Here is a 16,691-nt window from a genome sequence, read left to right on the forward strand (position 1 = left end):
TTAAATTCCGAAACCCCATTTGCGAAAGCAGATGGGGTTTTGTTTTGGGCGCTCGAAAACTATTTGAAGTTTTTGATACGTCAACTTTTCACCCAAGGGCCTTTTTGTAGCCCAAGGCCGTGCTCGCCTGACAAAACAGCATGCCGTTGGGGAAATCAATGCAAAGTGTTTCTGCATTTTTGGTATGGTGCAGCACATTTTCATAGGGATTGATCTCTTACCCGCAGGATGCGGCGTCGACCTTCTTCAACGAGATGCTGTAGAAATGCCTGAACCGATACCGATCAAGGATCACGAGAAAGAAAACCGCCTGGTCAACAAGCGCCTGTTCGCCTGCGCGCTGCTGGTGATCGGCATCACCTGTGCTTTAGTGGGCCGCATGTATTTCTTGCAGGTAGTGCAGTACGACTATCACTCCACGATTTCTGAAAACAACCGGGTCCACGTGCTGCCGATAACGCCGACCCGCGGGTTGATCTATGACCGCAATGGCGTCGTGCTGGCGGATAACCGGCCCAGCTACAACCTGACAATCACCCGCGAGCGTACTACCGACCTTAAAGGCGAACTGGACGCTATCGTCGATCTTCTGCACTTGCCTGCCGAGGATCGCGCGGTATTCGACAAGGCACTGAAGCAGGCACGCCACCCGTTTGTCCCCGTCACGTTGTTTTATGAGCTGACGGAAGAGCAGATCGCCGTGCTGGCCGTCAACGAATTCCGTCTACCCGGCGTGGACGTTGAGCCGCAGTTCGTGCGGCACTACCCGCTGGGCGCGCATTTCGCCCATTCGATCGGCTACGTCGGCCGTATCAATGAAAAAGAATCCAAGGTCCTCGACTCCGTGGAGTATCGCGGTACGCAATCCATCGGCAAGACCGGCATCGAGCGTTTCTACGAGTCTGAGCTACATGGCCACGTCGGTTATGAGGAGGTCGAGACCAATGCTCAAGGTCGCGTGTTGCGCGTGCTCAAGCACACCGATCCGATCCCCGGCAAAAACATTGTTCTGAGCCTCGACGTCAAACTTCAGGAAGCTGCCGAAGAGGCACTGGGTGACCGCCGTGGTTCGGTAGTGGCCCTCGATCCGGAAACGGGCGAGGTGCTGGCCATGGTCAGCAAGCCGAGTTTCGACCCGAACCTGTTCGTCACTGGTATCAGCTTCAAGGAATACGCCGCGCTGCACGACTCCATCGACCGACCGTTGTTCAATCGCGTGTTGCGCGGGCTCTACGCGCCTGGTTCGACCATCAAGCCGGAAGTGGCCATCGCCGGCCTCGACAGTGGTGTGGTGACCGCCCAAACTCGTGTGTTCGACCCTGGGTACTACCAACTGCCCGACTTTGACCACAAATACCGCAACTGGAATCACAGCGGCGACGGCTGGGTGGATATGGACGCGGCTATCATGCGTTCCAACGACACCTACTTTTACGACCTGGCCCATAAGCTCGGAATCGACCGGCTGCATGACTACCTGGCTGAGTTCGGCCTCGGCCAGAAAGTTTCCCTGGACATGTTCGAGGAGTCAGCTGGCTTGATGCCCTCCCAAGCCTGGAAGCGCGCAACCCGGCGTCAGCCTTGGTTCCCGGGCGAAACCGTGATCCTCGGCATTGGCCAGGGTTATATGCAGGTCACACCATTACAACTGGCCCAGGCCACCGCGTTGATCGCTAACAAAGGCGTGTGGAACCGACCTCACCTGGCCAAGACCATCAACGGTGTGCCGCCGGTGGACGAGAACCCGATGCCCAACGTCGTCCTCAAGGACCCGCGTGATTGGGAACAGGTCAACCACGGCATGCAGTTGGTGATGCACGACCCACGCGGCATCGCACGGGCGGCGGCGCAAGGTGCGCAATACCGCATCGCCGGCAAGAGTGGTACGGCGCAGGTGGTCGCGATCAAGCAAGGTGAGCGTTACAACCGTAACAAGACCCTGGAGCGTCATCGCGATAACGCCTTGTTCGTCGGCTTTGCCCCGGCGGAACACCCGAAGATCGTGATCTCGGTGATGATCGAGAACGGGGAGGCCGGTGGACGCGTCGCCGGTCCGGTGGTTCGACAAATCATGGACGCATGGCTGCTTGATCAAGAGGGTCATTTGAAGCCGCAATATGCGACTCCGGTCAAAGCTCCGGGTGATCCACACGTCTAAGTCACGCCGAATCCTCCAAGCCCTCATGAGCCAGCCACGGAACATCGTGGCTCGTCCAGATATGCGAGGTGGGCCTGACGCCCGGGTCATCATCCAGCGTCGCCACGCGCACGATCACATGGGGCTGATGCCCGCGTTCAGCCATCAGGTGTGAACCGCAACGGGAGCAGAAATGCCTCAACTTGCCCGGGGAAGATTCAAACGCCGACAGCAACTCTTCACCCTGCGTCCAACGAAAGTGCTCGCGCATCACCCCGGCGGTGGCGACGAACGCGGCTGCATGGGTTTTGCGGCAACTGTTGCAGTGGCAATGGCTGATGGGCATGTCGAGGCTGTCCACCTGATAGCGCACAGCTTTGCAGAAGCAACTTCCATTCAACGGGTCAGTCATAACGTATGGCCGGGTCAAGGATAGGTGCATCATCATCGCGCACAACTCGAGGTTGCGCATTGGTCGATGTCGCCTACTGTCAATGGAGGAGGTGACTTATGCACGTATTAGATCGCATCGAACGAAAAGTCTTGCTCAACGCTTCACGCAAACAGGTCTGGGAAGCCCTTACGGATGCCGAGCAATTCGGCAGTTGGTTCGGCATCGCGCTCAAGGGTAAAGCTTTCGTCGTGGGTGAAACCATCGAAGCGCCGATTACTTACCCTGGCTACGAACATGTGGTGTGGAAGGCTAAGATCGAGCGCATTCTGCCCCAAACCCTGTTTTCCTTCTGGTGGCATCCTTACGCGGTCGAGCAGGGTGTCGATTACGACAAGGAAACCCCGACACTGGTGGAATTCACCCTTGAAGACCGTGCGCCAGGCATTCTGCTGCGGGTGGTCGAGTCCGGGTTTGACGCAATCCCTGAGGACCGCCGCCAAAAAGCCTTCAAGATGAATTCCCGTGGCTGGGACGAGCAAATGGGCAATATTGAAACTTATCTGGGCCAAGCCCGCCGAGCCTGACCCCACGGGCATCAGTATTGATGCCCGTGTTCACGTGAGTCAGCCTTCGTGAGCGGTGGTGATTTCCAGGGTATCGGTGAAGGTCACCAACACACTTTGCCCGACCTTGAGGTCTTTGAGGGCGGCACGGATTTCCGGTTTTTCAACGTTCAGCACTTTGGTGGCGCCGGTCGGATTCTCCAGGGTAACCTGGTTTTTTTTCAGGTCGATGTGGGTGATCTTCAATTGCACCTGTACCTGGCGAAAGGCTGCGCCACCGGGGTTCGGGTTGTCGGCGGTGGCGCGCACCACGCCGGTTTTTTCGCTGGCGTCGGGCGGGCTCTTGTCCACATCGGTATCGAGCACGGCGGCCACCGAATGGGTGGTCAGCACCTTCACCTGATCACCCACCTTGAGGTTGCCCAGGTCCTTGGCTTCATCACTCAATTGCACATGCACAGGGTTGCCCTGGGCGCCGGCGAGCACGACCTGGTGATTGGCCGCATCAACCGACAGCACCTTGGTGGTCACTTCATCGGCCTCTAGGGATTTGGACAGCGGAATGTCGGCAGCGTAAGCAGCGAGGTTGCCAACAGACAGCAGTGTGACCAGGGCGACTGCCTGGCGCAGGGTGCGGGATGAGATCATTGTGGGGACTTCCATGTGAGAGAAACCCTTGAGTCTAGTGGCGAGTCAGCGATGCGCAAATCCGCCAACTCTCCACGTTGTAACGTCTGTTAAAAGTCCACCGTCGCCGACAACTTCGCCACCCGCGGATCGCCTTGGGTCAAATAGCCACCCAACGCCGACTCCCAGTATTTGGTATTCGCCACGTTCTCCACGGTCGCACCCAACGTTACCTCACGCTGGTCCACCTTGAAATTGTAGCGAGCACCTACATCGAAGCGGTTCCAGGTCGGCAGGCTCAGGTTGTTGGCCGCATCGGCGTATTGGCCGCCGGTGCGCAGCATGCGACCGTTGACACTCACGCCCTGCAAGCCTGGCACGTCCCAATCCACGCCAGCATTGAGCTGGAATGACGGTACGCCGATGGCGCGGTTGCCGTCGTTGGCGCCGTTGAGGGTGTCTTTGAGTTCGGTCTTCATGACCGTGACACCGCCCAGTAAGCGCAGGCCACTGAGGGGTTCGCCGAAGACGTTCAACTCCACGCCCTGATTGACCTGCTGGCCTTCACGTACGTACAGGGCGGTGGTAGCACTGGTCTGGACTGAATAGCCATTGCTCGGTTGCTCGATGCGGTAGACACCCAAGGTCGCACCGTAAGTGCCCATATCCAACTTGATGCCGGCTTCGGTCTGTTTCGAGCGAGCCGGTGCGTATGCCTGGGCGCCATTGGTCACGGTCAAATTGCCGGAAGACACCGGTGCGGTCGGCCCCTGGGCCAGTCCTTCGATATGGTTGGCGTAGAACGACACATGTTCCCAAGGCTTGAACACCAGACCGTACACCGGTGTGGTGATGGACTTGTCATAGTTGGCCGTGCGCGTACCGGTGCCGTAGGCAAAGCCTTGCACCACCAACTCCTGACGGCGCAAGCCTGCGGTAAACAGCAAACGGTCGTCCATAAAGCCAACGGTGTCCGACACGGCGACACTGCGCGCAAAGGTTTTGGTCGTGATGCCTGGGTCGCTCATGTCACCCCCCGCGAAACGGCCTCGGGCGGGTTCAGGAATGCTCGACGGGTTGTAGATATTGCTGGCACGGCCGGTGAGGTCAAAGTCGTAGGCGTTGCGTGCCTGGGTCCAAATGCCCGTTAACCCGATGTTGAGTTTGTGGCTGACTTCGCCAGTCTGGAACTTGCCGTTCAGGCCGGCCATCAGGCTGGTGTTGTCTTCCTGGTGATGGATGCGCGAGCCGGTGACTTTGGCACTGCCGAGGTTGTCCGTCAGGGTCACCGACGAATAACGGCCGTCCTCGTTGCTGTGCTTGGCACCGCCCGCGAGGTAGGCGGTCCAGTTGTCGTTCAGGTCGTACTCGCCGCGCAGCATGCCGAAGGTGTCTTCGATATCGGTGGAACCCCACTTCGGCGCGTAGTTGGTCGCCGCCGACGGCGCGTCAGGAATGTGGGTGACCGCGCTGCCGAGGAACACCGAGTTACGACCACCATTGATGTGCTGGCGCTGATAGACAAAGTCCCCGGACAAACGCAATGCATCGCCGCGATAATCCAGGCCGATGGCAAACAACTTGGAGCGCTGGTTTTCGTTGTCGACCGCGGTATCACCCTCACGCTGGGACAGGTTCAGCCGCGCACCAAAACGATTGTCTTCACCGAAGCGCTGGCCGAGATCCAAGTGCTCCCCCACACGGCCGTCGCTGCTGATGTCAGTGCTGAAACGTCGCAGCGGCACATCATCGGCGCGCTTGGGTTGCAGGTTCACGCCACCGCCGATGCCTGAACCGCTAGGCGTCACGCCGTTGATGAAAGCGTTGGGGCCCTTGAATACTTCAACCCGCTCCAGGGCGTCGGTAGACATGATCTGGCGCGGTAGGATGCCGTACAGCCCGTTATAGGAAATATCATCGCCATTCAGCGGCAAGCCACGAATCACAAAAACCTGTGCCTGGTTGGCATAGCCCGAGGCCTGACGCACGGAGGAGTCATTGAGCAACACATCGCCGACGGTTTCCGCTTGCTGATCGCGGATCAATTTTTCGGTGTAGGAGGACATGCTGAACGGCACATCCATGATGTCCTGATTGCCCAGCACGCCCAGTTGGCCGCCACGGGCCACTTGCCCGCCGGCGTAAACCGGGGGCAATGCGTTGGGCGCAGGTGCCTCGGCACTGATGTTGGTCGCTCCCAACTCCAGTGTATTGCCGCCCTGACTGTTGTTCGCATCCTGCGGGATGGCTGGGGTGGCGGCGTGAGCGACGACACTCAGTGAGCAACAAAGGGCGAGCAGGGTCGGGCGGAACGGCACAGCAAGTCGGGCGCAAATGGGCATGGTCGATCCTGACGGTAAACCGTCAACAGGAGGAATGGGGGCAACAAGCGTTGCGCTTCCTTACTGCGCGAATACGACTCCGGTGCAAATGATATTAATTGTCATTAATGATTTGCAACAAAATTATGAGATTGCGGTCTGCGTGTGCGTAAACGTGCCGTGTAGAGGCTGATGCCGAGTAGAATCATGCTCTGAAAGCGATTCCTGAGGTGCGGTACGGTGGATTTACAGCAGGGTTTTGTCCTGACCCGGCATTGGCGCGACACCCCGGCGGGGACGGAGGTCAGTTTCTGGTTGGCCACGGACCACGGTCCGCGGCGTATCCGGTTACCCGTGCAGACCTCGGTGATGTTCATTCCAGAGGCTCATCGCAAGCCGCTCGATTGGCTGCTCAAGGGTGAACGCGATATCGAATTGCGTCCGTTGCAATTGTGCGATTTTCATCATCGCCCCGTGTTAGGCCTCTACACCCGCCAACATCGTCAACTGATGGACCTGGAAAAACGCCTGCGTGCTGCCGGGGTCGATGTCTACGAAGGCGATGTACGTCCACCCGAGCGCTACATGATGGAGCGCTTCATCACTGCTCCCGTGTGGTTTGGCGGCACGCTCGATGCCGCTGGTGTGCTGGATGATGCGCAGTTGAAACCCGCACCCGACTACCGGCCGCCGCTCAAGCTGGTGTCCCTCGATATCGAGACCACTGCCCAGGGCGATCTTTATTCCATCGCCCTCGAAGGCTGCGGCGAGCGCCAGGTGTACATGCTCGGCCCACCCAACAAAACCACGGCGGTGGATTTCAAGCTCGACTATTGCGACACCCGCGCCCAACTGCTCGAACGCCTCAACCAATGGCTCGCTACCTTTGATCCCGATGCGATCATCGGCTGGAACCTGGTGCAGTTCGACCTGCGCGTACTCCATGAACATGCCCAACGTCTCAATGTGCCGCTGCTGCTGGGGCGTGGTGGTGAAGCCATGGCTTGGCGTGAACACGGCAGTCGCAATCACTACTTCGCGGCGGCAGCGGGGCGGCTGATCATCGACGGCATCGAGGCGCTGCGTTCCGCCACCTGGAGTTTCGAATCCTTCAGCCTGGAAAACGTCGCGCAAACCCTGCTCGGTGAAGGCAAGGATATCTCCACACCGTACCAGCGCATGGACGAAATCAACCGCATGTTCGCCGAGGACAAGCCCGCCCTGGCGCGCTACAACCTCAAGGACTGCGAGCTGGTCACGCGGATTTTCGCCAAGACCGACCTGCTCAAGTTCCTGCTGGAGCGGGCCAGTGTCACCGGCTTGCCGGCCGACCGTAACGGCGGCTCGGTGGCCGCCTTCACCCATTTGTACATGCCGCTGATGCACCGTCAGGGCTTCGTCGCACCGAACCTGGGCGACAAACCACCCCAGGCCAGCCCCGGCGGATTTGTCATGGACTCGCGCCCGGGCCTCTACGAATCGGTGCTGGTGCTGGATTACAAAAGCCTCTACCCGTCGATCATCCGCAGCTTCCTGATCGACCCGGTGGGCTTGATCGAAGGTCTCAAACACCCCGAGGACAGTGCGTCGGTGGAAGGCTTTCGCGGTGCACGTTTTTCCCGTACCCGACATTGCCTGCCGTCCATCGTCGCCCGTGTTTCCGAAGGCCGCGAAGTGGCCAAGCGTGAACACAACGCCCCGTTGTCCCAAGCCCTGAAAATCATCATGAACGCCTTCTACGGCGTGCTCGGTTCCAGCGGTTGCCGGTTCTTCGATACGCGGCTGGCCTCGTCGATCACGATGCGTGGGCACCAGATCATGCGCCAGACCCGCCACCTGGTCGAAGCCCAGGGTTACGAGGTGATCTACGGCGACACTGACTCCACCTTCGTCTGGCTGGGCACAGCGCACTCCGAGGACGAGGCCGGCCGTATTGGGCGGGCGCTGGTCAAGCACGTCAACGACTGGTGGCGCGAGCATTTACATCACGAATTCGGCCTGCAAAGCGCGTTGGAGCTGCAGTACGAAACCCATTTCAGTCGCTTTCTCATGCCGACCATTCGCGGCGCGGAGGAGGGCAGTAAAAAGCGCTATGCGGGCTTGGTGATGCGCGGCGATGGCCGCGAGGAAATGGTCTACAAAGGCTTGGAAACCGTGCGCAGCGACTGGTCGCCCCTGGCCCGCCAGTTCCAGCAGGAACTCTACCAGCGCATCTTCCATCGCCAGCCCCACCAGGATTACATACGAGACTACGTGCGCCGCACCCTGAGCGGTGAATTCGATGAGCTACTGATCTATCGCAAACGCCTGCGGCGGCAACTGGATGACTACGAGCGCAACGTGCCGCCCCATGTACGCGCCGCGCGCCTGGCGGATGAATACAACGACCGCCTGGGCCGCCCGCGCCAGTACCAACGCGGCGGCTGGATCAGCTATGTGATCACGCTCAATGGTCCGGAGCCGCTGGAGGTGCGTCAGGCGCCGATCGACTACGACCACTACGTCACGCGCCAATTGCAGCCGGTGGCAGATGCGATCCTGCCGTTCGTCAACGACGATTTCAGCACCTTGGTCGGTGGGCAGATGGGCCTGTTCTAAAACGCTTGCCGAGGCACCACAAGAGCCTGCACTCTTGCCCTCTGATGACCACCCGCAGACGGCGCAGCGCTCAATGACCCCGATCACACTGACCGGTACCACGGTCGAACTCCAACCCCTGCAACGCGAACACTCGGTGGCCTTGCTCCAGGCCGCCGCCGACGGCGAATTGTGGAACCTCAAGGTCACGAACGTGCCGGGTCCGGACACCATCGATACGTACATCGACACCGCCTTGGCCGGGCGTGAGGCGGGTACGGTCATACCTTTCACTATCGTGAGTCGGGACACCGGCCAGGTGGTGGGCAGCACGCGCTTCTGGAAGGTTGACCGGGTCAATCGCAAGCTGGAAATCGGCCACACCTGGCTGGCGCAATCCACACAGAAGACCGGGATCAACACCGAGGCCAAGCTCTTATTGCTGACTTACGCCTTCGAAGTGCTCGACTGCGTGCGCGTGCAATTCACCACCGACGAACTCAATGAAAAGTCCCGCGCCGCCATCTTGCGCCTGGGGGCTGTGCAAGAAGGCATCGTGCGTCACGAGCGCATCATGCCGGACGGGCGCAAGCGCAACTCAGTACGTTTCAGCATCATCGATTCGGAATGGCCGCAGGTGAAAGCCCATTTGCAGGCCAAACTGCTGCGATAAGAGGAAACGCCTATGTACACGCTCTACGGCACCGACGAGTCCGGCTCTTGCATGATCGAAATCGCCCTGCAACGTTGCGCGGTGCCATGGCATCGGGTAGATGCCAGCTCTTGGCAGGGCGGCGAGGGCAGCGAAGCCCTGGCCCGTATCAACCCGCTCAAACAGATTCCCACCCTGGTCACTCCCGATGGGCAAGTGCTGACCGAAAGCGCGGCTATCCTGATCCACTTGGGCCTGGAGTTTCCCGCGTCCGACCTACTGGGTGGCAACCGCGCGCAGATCCTGCGCGGCCTGCTGTACATCGCCGCCAATTGCTACTCGACCATTGGCATCATCGACTACCCGCAACGCTGGCTCGAAAACGCAGATGAGGCGGTACAGGCGCAATTGGTCACAGGCACGCGACGCTACCTGCACCAAGCCTGGGTCGTGTTTGCCGACCAATTTGCCGGGCAGTTGTTTGCCCCCAGCAATGTGCCGAACGCACTGGGCATCATGGCGGCGGCGGTGTCGCGTTGGGATGAGGCGCGAGAGGCGTTGAACGCCTTGGCCCCAGGCTTTGCCCAGAGCCTGGCTCAGGTGGATGCCGACCCCGTCGTGGCGCCAGTGTTTGCCCGTCACTGGCCGGCGTGGAAGATCTCGTGATGTTTCCGCAATCAGAAGAAACAATGACGCCTGATCCCGTCCAACCCCTTGCGTAGCGGGCGTCCTGTCCTACGCTTTCTTGAAATGGTGTAGGAATCATCCTTGAATTTGACTGTCGCACACATGAAACTCAAGAACCCTGCATGGAATTCAAAGGAGGTGCGCATGCTCATCCGGTCGCTGACCCTGGCTACCTTGATGGCTTTAACGGGGCCGCTGTTGGCCGCTGAGGATATCAACCCGCTCAAGCAAGACATGGGCAAGTCCCGCCCGCTGGTGGTCGTGGAGCTTGATTCCGGTAACGAAACACTGGCGACCCTCAAGAAGCAACTGGACGAGCCTGCCACCAAACAATCCTTTGAAGAACGCAGCATGGTGTTTTACACCGTGAAGTTCGGCAGCATCGGTGCCGAAGGGGAAAAATTCGCCAAGGACGCCAAGGACAACAAGAAGCTGACACCGCCGGAAACCAATGCCTTGATCCGTGCCCTCAAGTTGGGCGCAGGCAGTGGTACCAAGGTGATCCTGATCGGCAAGGACGGCGAGAAAAAACTCGAGAAGACCGTGCCACCGGACGTGCTTGATCTGAAGGAGTTCTTTGGTGTTGTCGACACCATGCCTGCGGCCGAAAAAGAGACCGTAGCGCCTGTTGCTCCAGAGCCTGCTCCCAGCAAGGCTGCGGCCAAAGCGGGCAAGACAAGCAAGCAGGTTGCTGCTCCTCAACAACTGGATGATTGAACTTGCGCAGGAGCTGGCTTGCCGGCTCCCGCAGCGATAATCCCAGGGTTTACAGACTTTACTGTTTCCACGGCTTGAACCACCAGGCCAACCCGCCCAATACCAGCGCTCCAGTCAGGGTACTCAAACCCAGTTGCCAGCCATCATTGTGCAACGGGTGCAATATAAGTGCCGCGAAGCCCAGCAACACCACGCTCAGCCCCCACTGCAATGGCCAGCCCAGTTGCCCCAGCAACTGCTGGCGTTGCATCAGCAGCAGGTTGGTGACGATGACCCCGCCCAATGCCGCCAGTGCGATACCTGGCAGGCCAAAGAAGTACGGCAGCAACACCAATAATGCGGCGTTGATCACGCTGCCCAGCAGTTCGCACCGCAGAGGCAGGCGTGTGTCACCGCTGGCGTAGGCGTAGCGTGCTAGCATGGCGTTCCAGGCGCCGAATACCAACGGTGTGGCGAACCAACCGAGCAGCGCGGGCAACGGGCCGTCGGCACTTTGCGCCGGCATCAGCAGATGAATCAACACCGGGCTGGCGCCGATCAGGCCGAGGGCGGCCGGAAGGCTCAGCAGGGTGGCGGCGTCCAGGCCTCGGCGCAGCAGGGCCAAGCGTTGTTGGCCTTGTTCGCCGCTCATCAACCCCAGTAGCACCTGGTTGAGGCTCATCAGCGCAATCAACGGCAAATTGATTAGTTTGCGTGCGAGGTTGACCCAGGTAACCGCACCTTCTCCCAAGTAACTGGCGATCAACCGCTCGAGTAACGCCAAGCCCTGGCTGGCGACGTTACTGGCCAGTAGCGGGCCGATACGTGCGAGCAATTCGCGCCCGGCCACTGCATCGCCCTTGACCTGCCAGGGGCGCCAGCCGAAAGACCACACCGGCACCAGCAGCGGCAAGCACATCAGGACGCTGCCGGCAAAAAAGCTCATCGCCAGTTCGGCGCTGTCGCTGGAGGAGCCACGGATAAACAGGTACAGAACCGGTGGCAGGTTGAACAACAACGAGCCCAGGCCGGGCAGCACAAAGCGCTGTCGAGCCTGCAATGGAATACTGAACAAGCTGTGCATCACCAACCCCGGCGCGCACGCGGCGAGCCAGCGCAGGTTTTCAGTGGCCTGGGCCTGGGCGGCGGCGTCCAGGCCCGGACCGATCAGCCGCACCCACAGCGGCGCGCCCAGTGCCAGCAACGCATAGAGCGCCAGGCCCACTCCGAGCAGGCGTGGCGACAGGCTGGCCAACCATGCTTGTTGACGTTGTGGGTCGCGTTGTTGATACAAGGGCAGGGCAGCCGCCGCGAGCAAGCCTGCGGCCAGGGTCATGCGCAAGGCTTCGGGCAGAAACACGGCGACCAGAAACCCGTCGCTGCGACTGCCCGCACCCCAGGCCGCCACCAGCAGCCACTCGCGAGCAAAGCCGGCCACCAGACCGGCGAGTGTCGCCACGGTCAACCACAGCGTGCTGCCAAACATTAATGAAACAGGGTGAACAGGCCCTTGCCACCCACCTTGTAAGTCAGGTCGTGAGTCCGCTCGCCCATGGTTTTGGCGCCACTACCGCCTACAATTTTGTAAGGGGCTACGTTTTTGCCTATCACCGTATTGGCTGTGATCACCGAGCCACGTCCCAGTCGTGTGCCGAAGCCAATCAGTGCACGGGTGCCAATCCACACATAATCATCAATATAAATCGGCCCGGAAATCGACCAGAATTCCGGCGCTTGCAAGTCATGGCTGCCAGCGATAATTAGCACATGTGATGCAATCGCTACGTGGTTGCCAATCACCAGCCCGGCGCGAGCATCTACCACGCAGTGCCACCCAACCACCGTATCTTCGCCGATGGTTAGGTTATGCATACCTAGCACTTCGGTATTGCGCCAGAGGCTTGAGCCTTTGCCGATTTTTGCGCCGCCAAGACGCAGCCAGGCCACGCGTACATGATGGCTGGGGATCTTGTTGATCAAGATGTTGTAGGCCATATCCCATGCGTTGCGCCAGCGATCCTTGAGGGTGCTCCAGTTTTTTCCATACATCGGAACCAGGTCCGACGGAATGTCCTGTTTCAAACGATGGTACAGCCGGCGTGCTATGGGCTGTTCAATGCGCTGTTCAATGTCGATTGAGCTAATCCAGAACCGTTTGCCCTCGCCCTCGCCGTCTTCGAAAATCACTTCGTTGGCCAAGCTCCAAGTCAGGGCTTGTTGCAAGTCATCTAGGCTTACCCCTATTTCGTTGGCTAAGGCGGGCAGTCTGTCAGGCAGATCGGTAGAGTGCAGAATTCGGTGTTTCATGGTTGTTTATCCTTCGGCGCTGAAACGTCGGCGGTGATGATGGTCGGGCTCAGACGAACTTGTTGCAGGCTTATGCCCATCAACAGCCAAAACAGTGCGATCAGTACAAAGGTGAAACTGAAGTAGTGGTCGAATATCCCGGTGATCAGCGCTGCCAACACGCCGCATACGCAACCCAGCCACAGTGCATTCTCGGCGGTGACCTTGCGCACCTGGCCGTGTGGTCGCACTTCGCGCCACCACAATACAGTGACGGTGATAAACAGCAGCAGGCCCGGAATACCGATCTTGTAAATGAAGTTTAACCACAGGTTGGAAATACCCAGCAGGCCCGTTCCTGGTACCGGCGGGTCTACCTTGAAGCCGATGCCCAAGGGGTAGCGCGCCATCACTTCAGGGAATTTTGCGTATTCGTCAAAGCGGATTTCGGTACTGGCGTTACTGGAAGAGAACATGCTCAGCAAACGCTCTTGCAGGGGCGGGTAAAACAGCACCAACGCCACCACAAAGGCCACACCGATGCCGATGATTCGTCCGCTGTGAGGGACGCGTTTGTAGGTGAGCCAGATCAGAATCAGTACCAGCGCGACAATCGCCCCACGCGAAATACTCAGCAGCAACCCGGCACAGCCCAGCACGGCCACGGCCAAGCCCAGTGCCCGGCGCCAACCGGCGCGGGTCCAGCCATAGAAAAGCGCCAACGGGATAAACAGCACCAGCACACCCCCGGTCAAATTCGGGTGAACCCAGGGCGATGCCATCCGCTGGTAGTTGGCCGAGAAGATGTCTTTCACCGCCTCCGGGTGCGCGTATTTGAGGTCAGTGAGAATCTGGATCATCGACATCGCGTTGCGCGTCTTGAGGAACATAAAGATCGACAACAGCAGCATCGCCAGGTTACCCAGCAGCAGGGCAACGACTACCTTTTCACGGTCGGCATGGGTGCGCAGCAGCAGCGGCACAATAAACAACAGAGAAAGGTTCATCAGCCAGCGCACCCAATTAACCGGCCCGCTACCCTCGGCATGGATGACGATCATGCCCCAGATAAACGGAATCGTGCTGAACAGCATCAACCACGCCAACGCTCGCTCGGTGGGGCGCCAAAGCAGAAAGCCACGGGTCTTGCCGATAAACGATTGGAAGAATACCCCAACCCAGGTCAGCCCCAGCACGGCTTCGCTGATGGTGGTGCGGACCCCCAACTCCAAGGTGGTGTAGGGAATGCTGGTGGCCAATACCGCAAAAATCAGCAATCCCCATAATGGCTTGCGGATTAGCGTCAACGCCACACCGAGACCAACCACGATCATCAAGACCTTCATCGGCGGCAGTGCCAGCAGCAGTACGCCGAAGACCAGGCCCAAGATCAGACTAATGAGTTTTCCTGGCAGCATTAGGGGGTTAATTCCTTGAGCAAAGTATCCAAGTTCAGGCGATAAGCCGGTTCGGCAAACTGCTTGGCCCATGTGCGTTGTAGTTCGAGGTCGAGGGTGCCCGAAGGTTTTGCCATCGACACCATGAGGGCCTGCAATTGCGCACCATTGTGTGGATCAAAGCGCGCAGCGTCGGGCGGGGCGACTTCGTCCAGAGCGGACCCCCTTGCGACCGCCACCGGCGTTCCGACAGTCAGCGCTTCTACCACCGGCAGGCCAAAGCCTTCGGCGTAGGAGGGTTGCCACAGGCACGTGGCGTGACGATAAAGTGCCTGTAGTTGGCCGTCGGACAAACCGCTACGCCAATGCAGGCCGTCTAACCCTCCGAGTACGTCGGGCACGTCGCTGGCATGCCCCACCAGTACCAGATCCGGTACGTTTGGGCTCTTGGCGCGGCTGGCTTGCCACTGTGTGAGGAAGAACTCCATGTTCTTGCGTGGCTCGCGTGTGCCCACCACCAGCCAATAGCGCGTTGGCAAGCCGTTGGGCAGAGGCTCAGGTGCCGCAGTGAACTCAGGTACAAGGTTGTACAGCACGCGAAACTTGGAGCGCGCCCAGGGAAACAGCCGCTTCGCTTCGTTGCAGGAAAACTGCGATGGGCACCACACCCGATCCGCGCGCCATACGGACCAGGCGATTGATGCTCCATCGATCAAGCGGTAGGCCAGGGCCTTGATTTTTGAGCGGTGAAAGTTGCGTTGGGTCAGTTGAAACAGGTCGTGCAGGATTAACACATAGCGGGTGCCTGCCGGTTTTCGGCCCAGGGGCAAGCCCATGTTGGCGGTGGCGATGTACAGGTCGATGCGCTGTTCGTGGAGCGCCCGAGGCAGGAATTTACGTTCGAAACGCAGCCGCACCTGAGGACGTTGCAGGCCATCCAGTGGGCTGGCCCATGCAGGGCAAACGGCGGTTTCGCGCTGAGGGTGATCCAGCGGCGCCTCACTGAACAGCACCACTTCGGTGTCGCCGCGTTCACGTAGCGCTTGTTCAAGTGCCTTGACCTGACGCGCAATCCCTGACGAAGGCGCGACGGTCGCGGGGCGGTAATCCACGGCTACGCGCATGCAGGACGCTCCTGATGGGTGAGAGAGGTCTTGTAGATCTGCTCCAGTTCGTTACCGGCCACCGCCCAGTCGTGAAAATTGCGCGCGTACTCGCGGGCGGTGTCAGCCAACTGCCGGGCCAGAGCCGGCTGATCCAGCAAGCGAATAATGGCATTGGCGAAGGCCTCTGTGCTTTCGCCGGCCAAGTAGTGCTGGTCGGCACGGATGGCCAGTCCTGATACGCCTTGGGCGGTGCTGACCAACGGCAACCCTGCGGCCATGGCTTCCAGCACTTTGAGTTTGGAGCCGCCACCATGGCGCAGGGCCGCGACAAACCCCGCGCAACGGCGTTGCAACGCCGTCAAGTCAGGCACAAACCCCTGCCAGTCGATGCGCTCGTCGGGCCAACGGTTGCGCCATTCCTCAGGCAAACCGTAGCCGGCGATGGCTAGGCGGGCGGTGGGGCATTGCAGCCACACACGGGGGAAAATCTCGTCGAGCAACCATTGCACGGCGTCGAGGTTGGGGGCGTATTCATAGTTGCCAACAAACAACAGACGCAGGCTTTGCGGGTCGGCGGTCACTTCGGCGAAGCCGCGGCTGTCGACACCGTTGACCACCACGCTGACCGGCGTCGAAGTGACTTGGCGCATGGCTTGTGCATCGGTTTGTGTCACGGCAACCACATGGTTGGCGGCATCAAACGCCTTACGCTCCCATTGTTCGCAGCGCCATTGATCGTAGCGCACAAACAGGCTGGCCCAGGCGGGGAAGCGGTCATAGGTAGCACCGCCCAGGCTGGACTCAAGGTTGTGCTCGGTGAGCACGAAATCGCGGGATTGTTGCTGCAAGGCCTTGAGGTACGGCTGCAAGCTGTAGCTGTGCTCAACCTGAATAACGTCCCAGGACTCACTCAACAACTCATTAAAACGCTGGCGCAACGGTGCTGACAGGCCATTGACCGTGGTTAACAACGGCCAGGGCGCAAACACGCCGCCGAGCAGGGTCAAGGGGTGTTTCAGCGAGCGACGGGGTACGACGATCAGCCGCTCCAGCAGCGGTTCAAGTGCTCTGTGTACGGCCGCATCGGCCTCGGTTTTCGATTGCACCAGCAGGGTAATGCGATGCCCGCGCTCGCTCAGCGTGCGCAGCAAATGGTATTGCCGGGTCTTGCCGCCGCTCGTCATGGGCCACGGCAGATAAGGCACAATCCACAGGATTCTCACGTACTGCTCTCCATGCCTGAATGCA

Annotated in this window: 15 protein-coding genes; 7 read left to right on the top strand and 8 right to left on the bottom strand. The window is 59.6% G+C overall.

The window, feature by feature from the left end:
- The coding region (locus tag AC07V4_RS25570; protein ID WP_492638625.1) for a hypothetical protein at positions 1 to 213 on the top strand (213 nt) is incomplete at its 5' end.
- 52 nt (positions 214 to 265) lie between these two features.
- The gene (gene mrdA, locus AC07V4_RS25575; RefSeq protein WP_431749073.1) at positions 266 to 2,158 is read left to right on the top strand and encodes a penicillin-binding protein 2; all 1,893 of its coding nucleotides are present in this window, start codon (positions 266 to 268) and stop codon (positions 2,156 to 2,158) included.
- 1 nt (position 2,159) lies between these two features.
- On the opposite strand, the gene AC07V4_RS25580 is transcribed toward mrdA, so the two are convergent.
- Positions 2,160 to 2,549 (bottom strand): GFA family protein, encoded by a 390-nt coding sequence (locus AC07V4_RS25580; RefSeq protein ID WP_431749074.1) that lies wholly within the window; start codon positions 2,547 to 2,549, stop codon positions 2,160 to 2,162.
- Positions 2,550 to 2,647: 98 nt separating this feature from the next.
- On the opposite strand from AC07V4_RS25580, the gene AC07V4_RS25585 reads away from it, so the two are divergent.
- Complete coding sequence (locus AC07V4_RS25585; RefSeq protein WP_492638624.1) at positions 2,648 to 3,115, top strand: SRPBCC family protein; 468 nt, start codon at positions 2,648 to 2,650, stop codon at positions 3,113 to 3,115.
- 39 nt (positions 3,116 to 3,154) lie between these two features.
- Here the strand turns inward: AC07V4_RS25585 and AC07V4_RS25590 are convergent, their stop codons facing one another.
- Together AC07V4_RS25590 and AC07V4_RS25595 are read right to left on the bottom strand one after the other, a co-directional pair.
- On the bottom strand, positions 3,155 to 3,742 hold the full coding sequence (locus tag AC07V4_RS25590) for a hypothetical protein (protein WP_492638623.1): 588 nt from the start codon (positions 3,740 to 3,742) through the stop codon (positions 3,155 to 3,157).
- Between the two features lie 89 nt (positions 3,743 to 3,831).
- Positions 3,832 to 6,063, bottom strand: coding sequence for a TonB-dependent receptor (locus tag AC07V4_RS25595; protein ID WP_492638622.1), 2,232 nt, complete (start codon positions 6,061 to 6,063; stop codon positions 3,832 to 3,834).
- 219 nt (positions 6,064 to 6,282) lie between these two features.
- On the opposite strand from AC07V4_RS25595, the gene AC07V4_RS25600 reads away from it, so the two are divergent.
- From AC07V4_RS25600 to AC07V4_RS25615, 4 genes are all read left to right on the top strand, one after another.
- Positions 6,283 to 8,640 (top strand): DNA polymerase II, encoded by a 2,358-nt coding sequence (locus AC07V4_RS25600; RefSeq protein WP_492638621.1) that lies wholly within the window; start codon positions 6,283 to 6,285, stop codon positions 8,638 to 8,640.
- A gap of 73 nt (positions 8,641 to 8,713) precedes the next feature.
- Positions 8,714 to 9,292, top strand: a complete 579-nt coding sequence (locus tag AC07V4_RS25605; RefSeq protein ID WP_492638620.1) for a GNAT family N-acetyltransferase — start codon at positions 8,714 to 8,716, stop codon at positions 9,290 to 9,292.
- Positions 9,293 to 9,304: 12 nt separating this feature from the next.
- Positions 9,305 to 9,937: a glutathione S-transferase N-terminal domain-containing protein gene (locus AC07V4_RS25610; protein ID WP_492638619.1), complete on the top strand. Its 633-nt coding sequence runs from the start codon at positions 9,305 to 9,307 to the stop codon at positions 9,935 to 9,937.
- A 165-nt stretch (positions 9,938 to 10,102) separates the two neighbouring features.
- The gene (locus tag AC07V4_RS25615) at positions 10,103 to 10,675 is read left to right on the top strand and encodes a DUF4174 domain-containing protein (RefSeq protein WP_492638618.1); all 573 of its coding nucleotides are present in this window, start codon (positions 10,103 to 10,105) and stop codon (positions 10,673 to 10,675) included.
- Between the two features lie 58 nt (positions 10,676 to 10,733).
- Here the strand turns inward: AC07V4_RS25615 and AC07V4_RS25620 are convergent, their stop codons facing one another.
- From AC07V4_RS25620 to AC07V4_RS25640, 5 genes are read right to left on the bottom strand one after another with little or no spacing between them, the layout of a single operon-like run.
- Positions 10,734 to 12,140, bottom strand: coding sequence for an oligosaccharide flippase family protein (locus AC07V4_RS25620; RefSeq protein WP_492638617.1), 1,407 nt, complete (start codon positions 12,138 to 12,140; stop codon positions 10,734 to 10,736).
- Positions 12,140 to 12,961, bottom strand: a complete 822-nt coding sequence (locus tag AC07V4_RS25625) for an acyltransferase (protein WP_492638616.1) — start codon at positions 12,959 to 12,961, stop codon at positions 12,140 to 12,142. The genes AC07V4_RS25620 and AC07V4_RS25625 overlap by 1 nt, the downstream gene beginning before the upstream one ends.
- Complete coding sequence (locus tag AC07V4_RS25630) at positions 12,958 to 14,358, bottom strand: O-antigen ligase family protein (RefSeq protein WP_492638615.1); 1,401 nt, start codon at positions 14,356 to 14,358, stop codon at positions 12,958 to 12,960. The genes AC07V4_RS25625 and AC07V4_RS25630 overlap by 4 nt, the downstream gene beginning before the upstream one ends.
- Complete coding sequence (locus AC07V4_RS25635; protein WP_492638614.1) at positions 14,358 to 15,461, bottom strand: glycosyltransferase family 4 protein; 1,104 nt, start codon at positions 15,459 to 15,461, stop codon at positions 14,358 to 14,360. The genes AC07V4_RS25630 and AC07V4_RS25635 overlap by 1 nt, the downstream gene beginning before the upstream one ends.
- The gene (locus tag AC07V4_RS25640; RefSeq protein ID WP_492638613.1) at positions 15,452 to 16,666 is read right to left on the bottom strand and encodes a glycosyltransferase family 4 protein; all 1,215 of its coding nucleotides are present in this window, start codon (positions 16,664 to 16,666) and stop codon (positions 15,452 to 15,454) included. Before AC07V4_RS25640 ends, AC07V4_RS25635 begins: the two co-directional genes overlap by 10 nt.
- Positions 16,667 to 16,691: the final 25 nt, after the last annotated feature.

Source organism: Pseudomonas sp. GW821-FHT03A09 (genome assembly GCF_059421065.1).

What these genes read in the sequence shown, in the direction of transcription:
- mrdA (WP_431749073.1), top strand. Translation starts at nt 266, where the DNA reads ATGCCTGAACCGATACCGATCAAGGATCACGAGAAAGAAAACCGCCTG.
- AC07V4_RS25580 (WP_431749074.1), bottom strand. Translation starts at nt 2,549, where the DNA reads ATGACTGACCCGTTGAATGGAAGTTGCTTCTGCAAAGCTGTGCGCTAT.
- AC07V4_RS25585 (WP_492638624.1), top strand. Translation starts at nt 2,648, where the DNA reads ATGCACGTATTAGATCGCATCGAACGAAAAGTCTTGCTCAACGCTTCA.
- AC07V4_RS25590 (WP_492638623.1), bottom strand. Translation starts at nt 3,742, where the DNA reads ATGATCTCATCCCGCACCCTGCGCCAGGCAGTCGCCCTGGTCACACTG.
- AC07V4_RS25595 (WP_492638622.1), bottom strand. Translation starts at nt 6,063, where the DNA reads ATGCCCATTTGCGCCCGACTTGCTGTGCCGTTCCGCCCGACCCTGCTC.
- AC07V4_RS25605 (WP_492638620.1), top strand. Translation starts at nt 8,714, where the DNA reads ATGACCCCGATCACACTGACCGGTACCACGGTCGAACTCCAACCCCTG.
- AC07V4_RS25610 (WP_492638619.1), top strand. Translation starts at nt 9,305, where the DNA reads ATGTACACGCTCTACGGCACCGACGAGTCCGGCTCTTGCATGATCGAA.
- AC07V4_RS25615 (WP_492638618.1), top strand. Translation starts at nt 10,103, where the DNA reads ATGCTCATCCGGTCGCTGACCCTGGCTACCTTGATGGCTTTAACGGGG.
- AC07V4_RS25620 (WP_492638617.1), bottom strand. Translation starts at nt 12,140, where the DNA reads ATGTTTGGCAGCACGCTGTGGTTGACCGTGGCGACACTCGCCGGTCTG.
- AC07V4_RS25625 (WP_492638616.1), bottom strand. Translation starts at nt 12,961, where the DNA reads ATGAAACACCGAATTCTGCACTCTACCGATCTGCCTGACAGACTGCCC.
- AC07V4_RS25630 (WP_492638615.1), bottom strand. Translation starts at nt 14,358, where the DNA reads ATGCTGCCAGGAAAACTCATTAGTCTGATCTTGGGCCTGGTCTTCGGC.
- AC07V4_RS25635 (WP_492638614.1), bottom strand. Translation starts at nt 15,461, where the DNA reads ATGCGCGTAGCCGTGGATTACCGCCCCGCGACCGTCGCGCCTTCGTCA.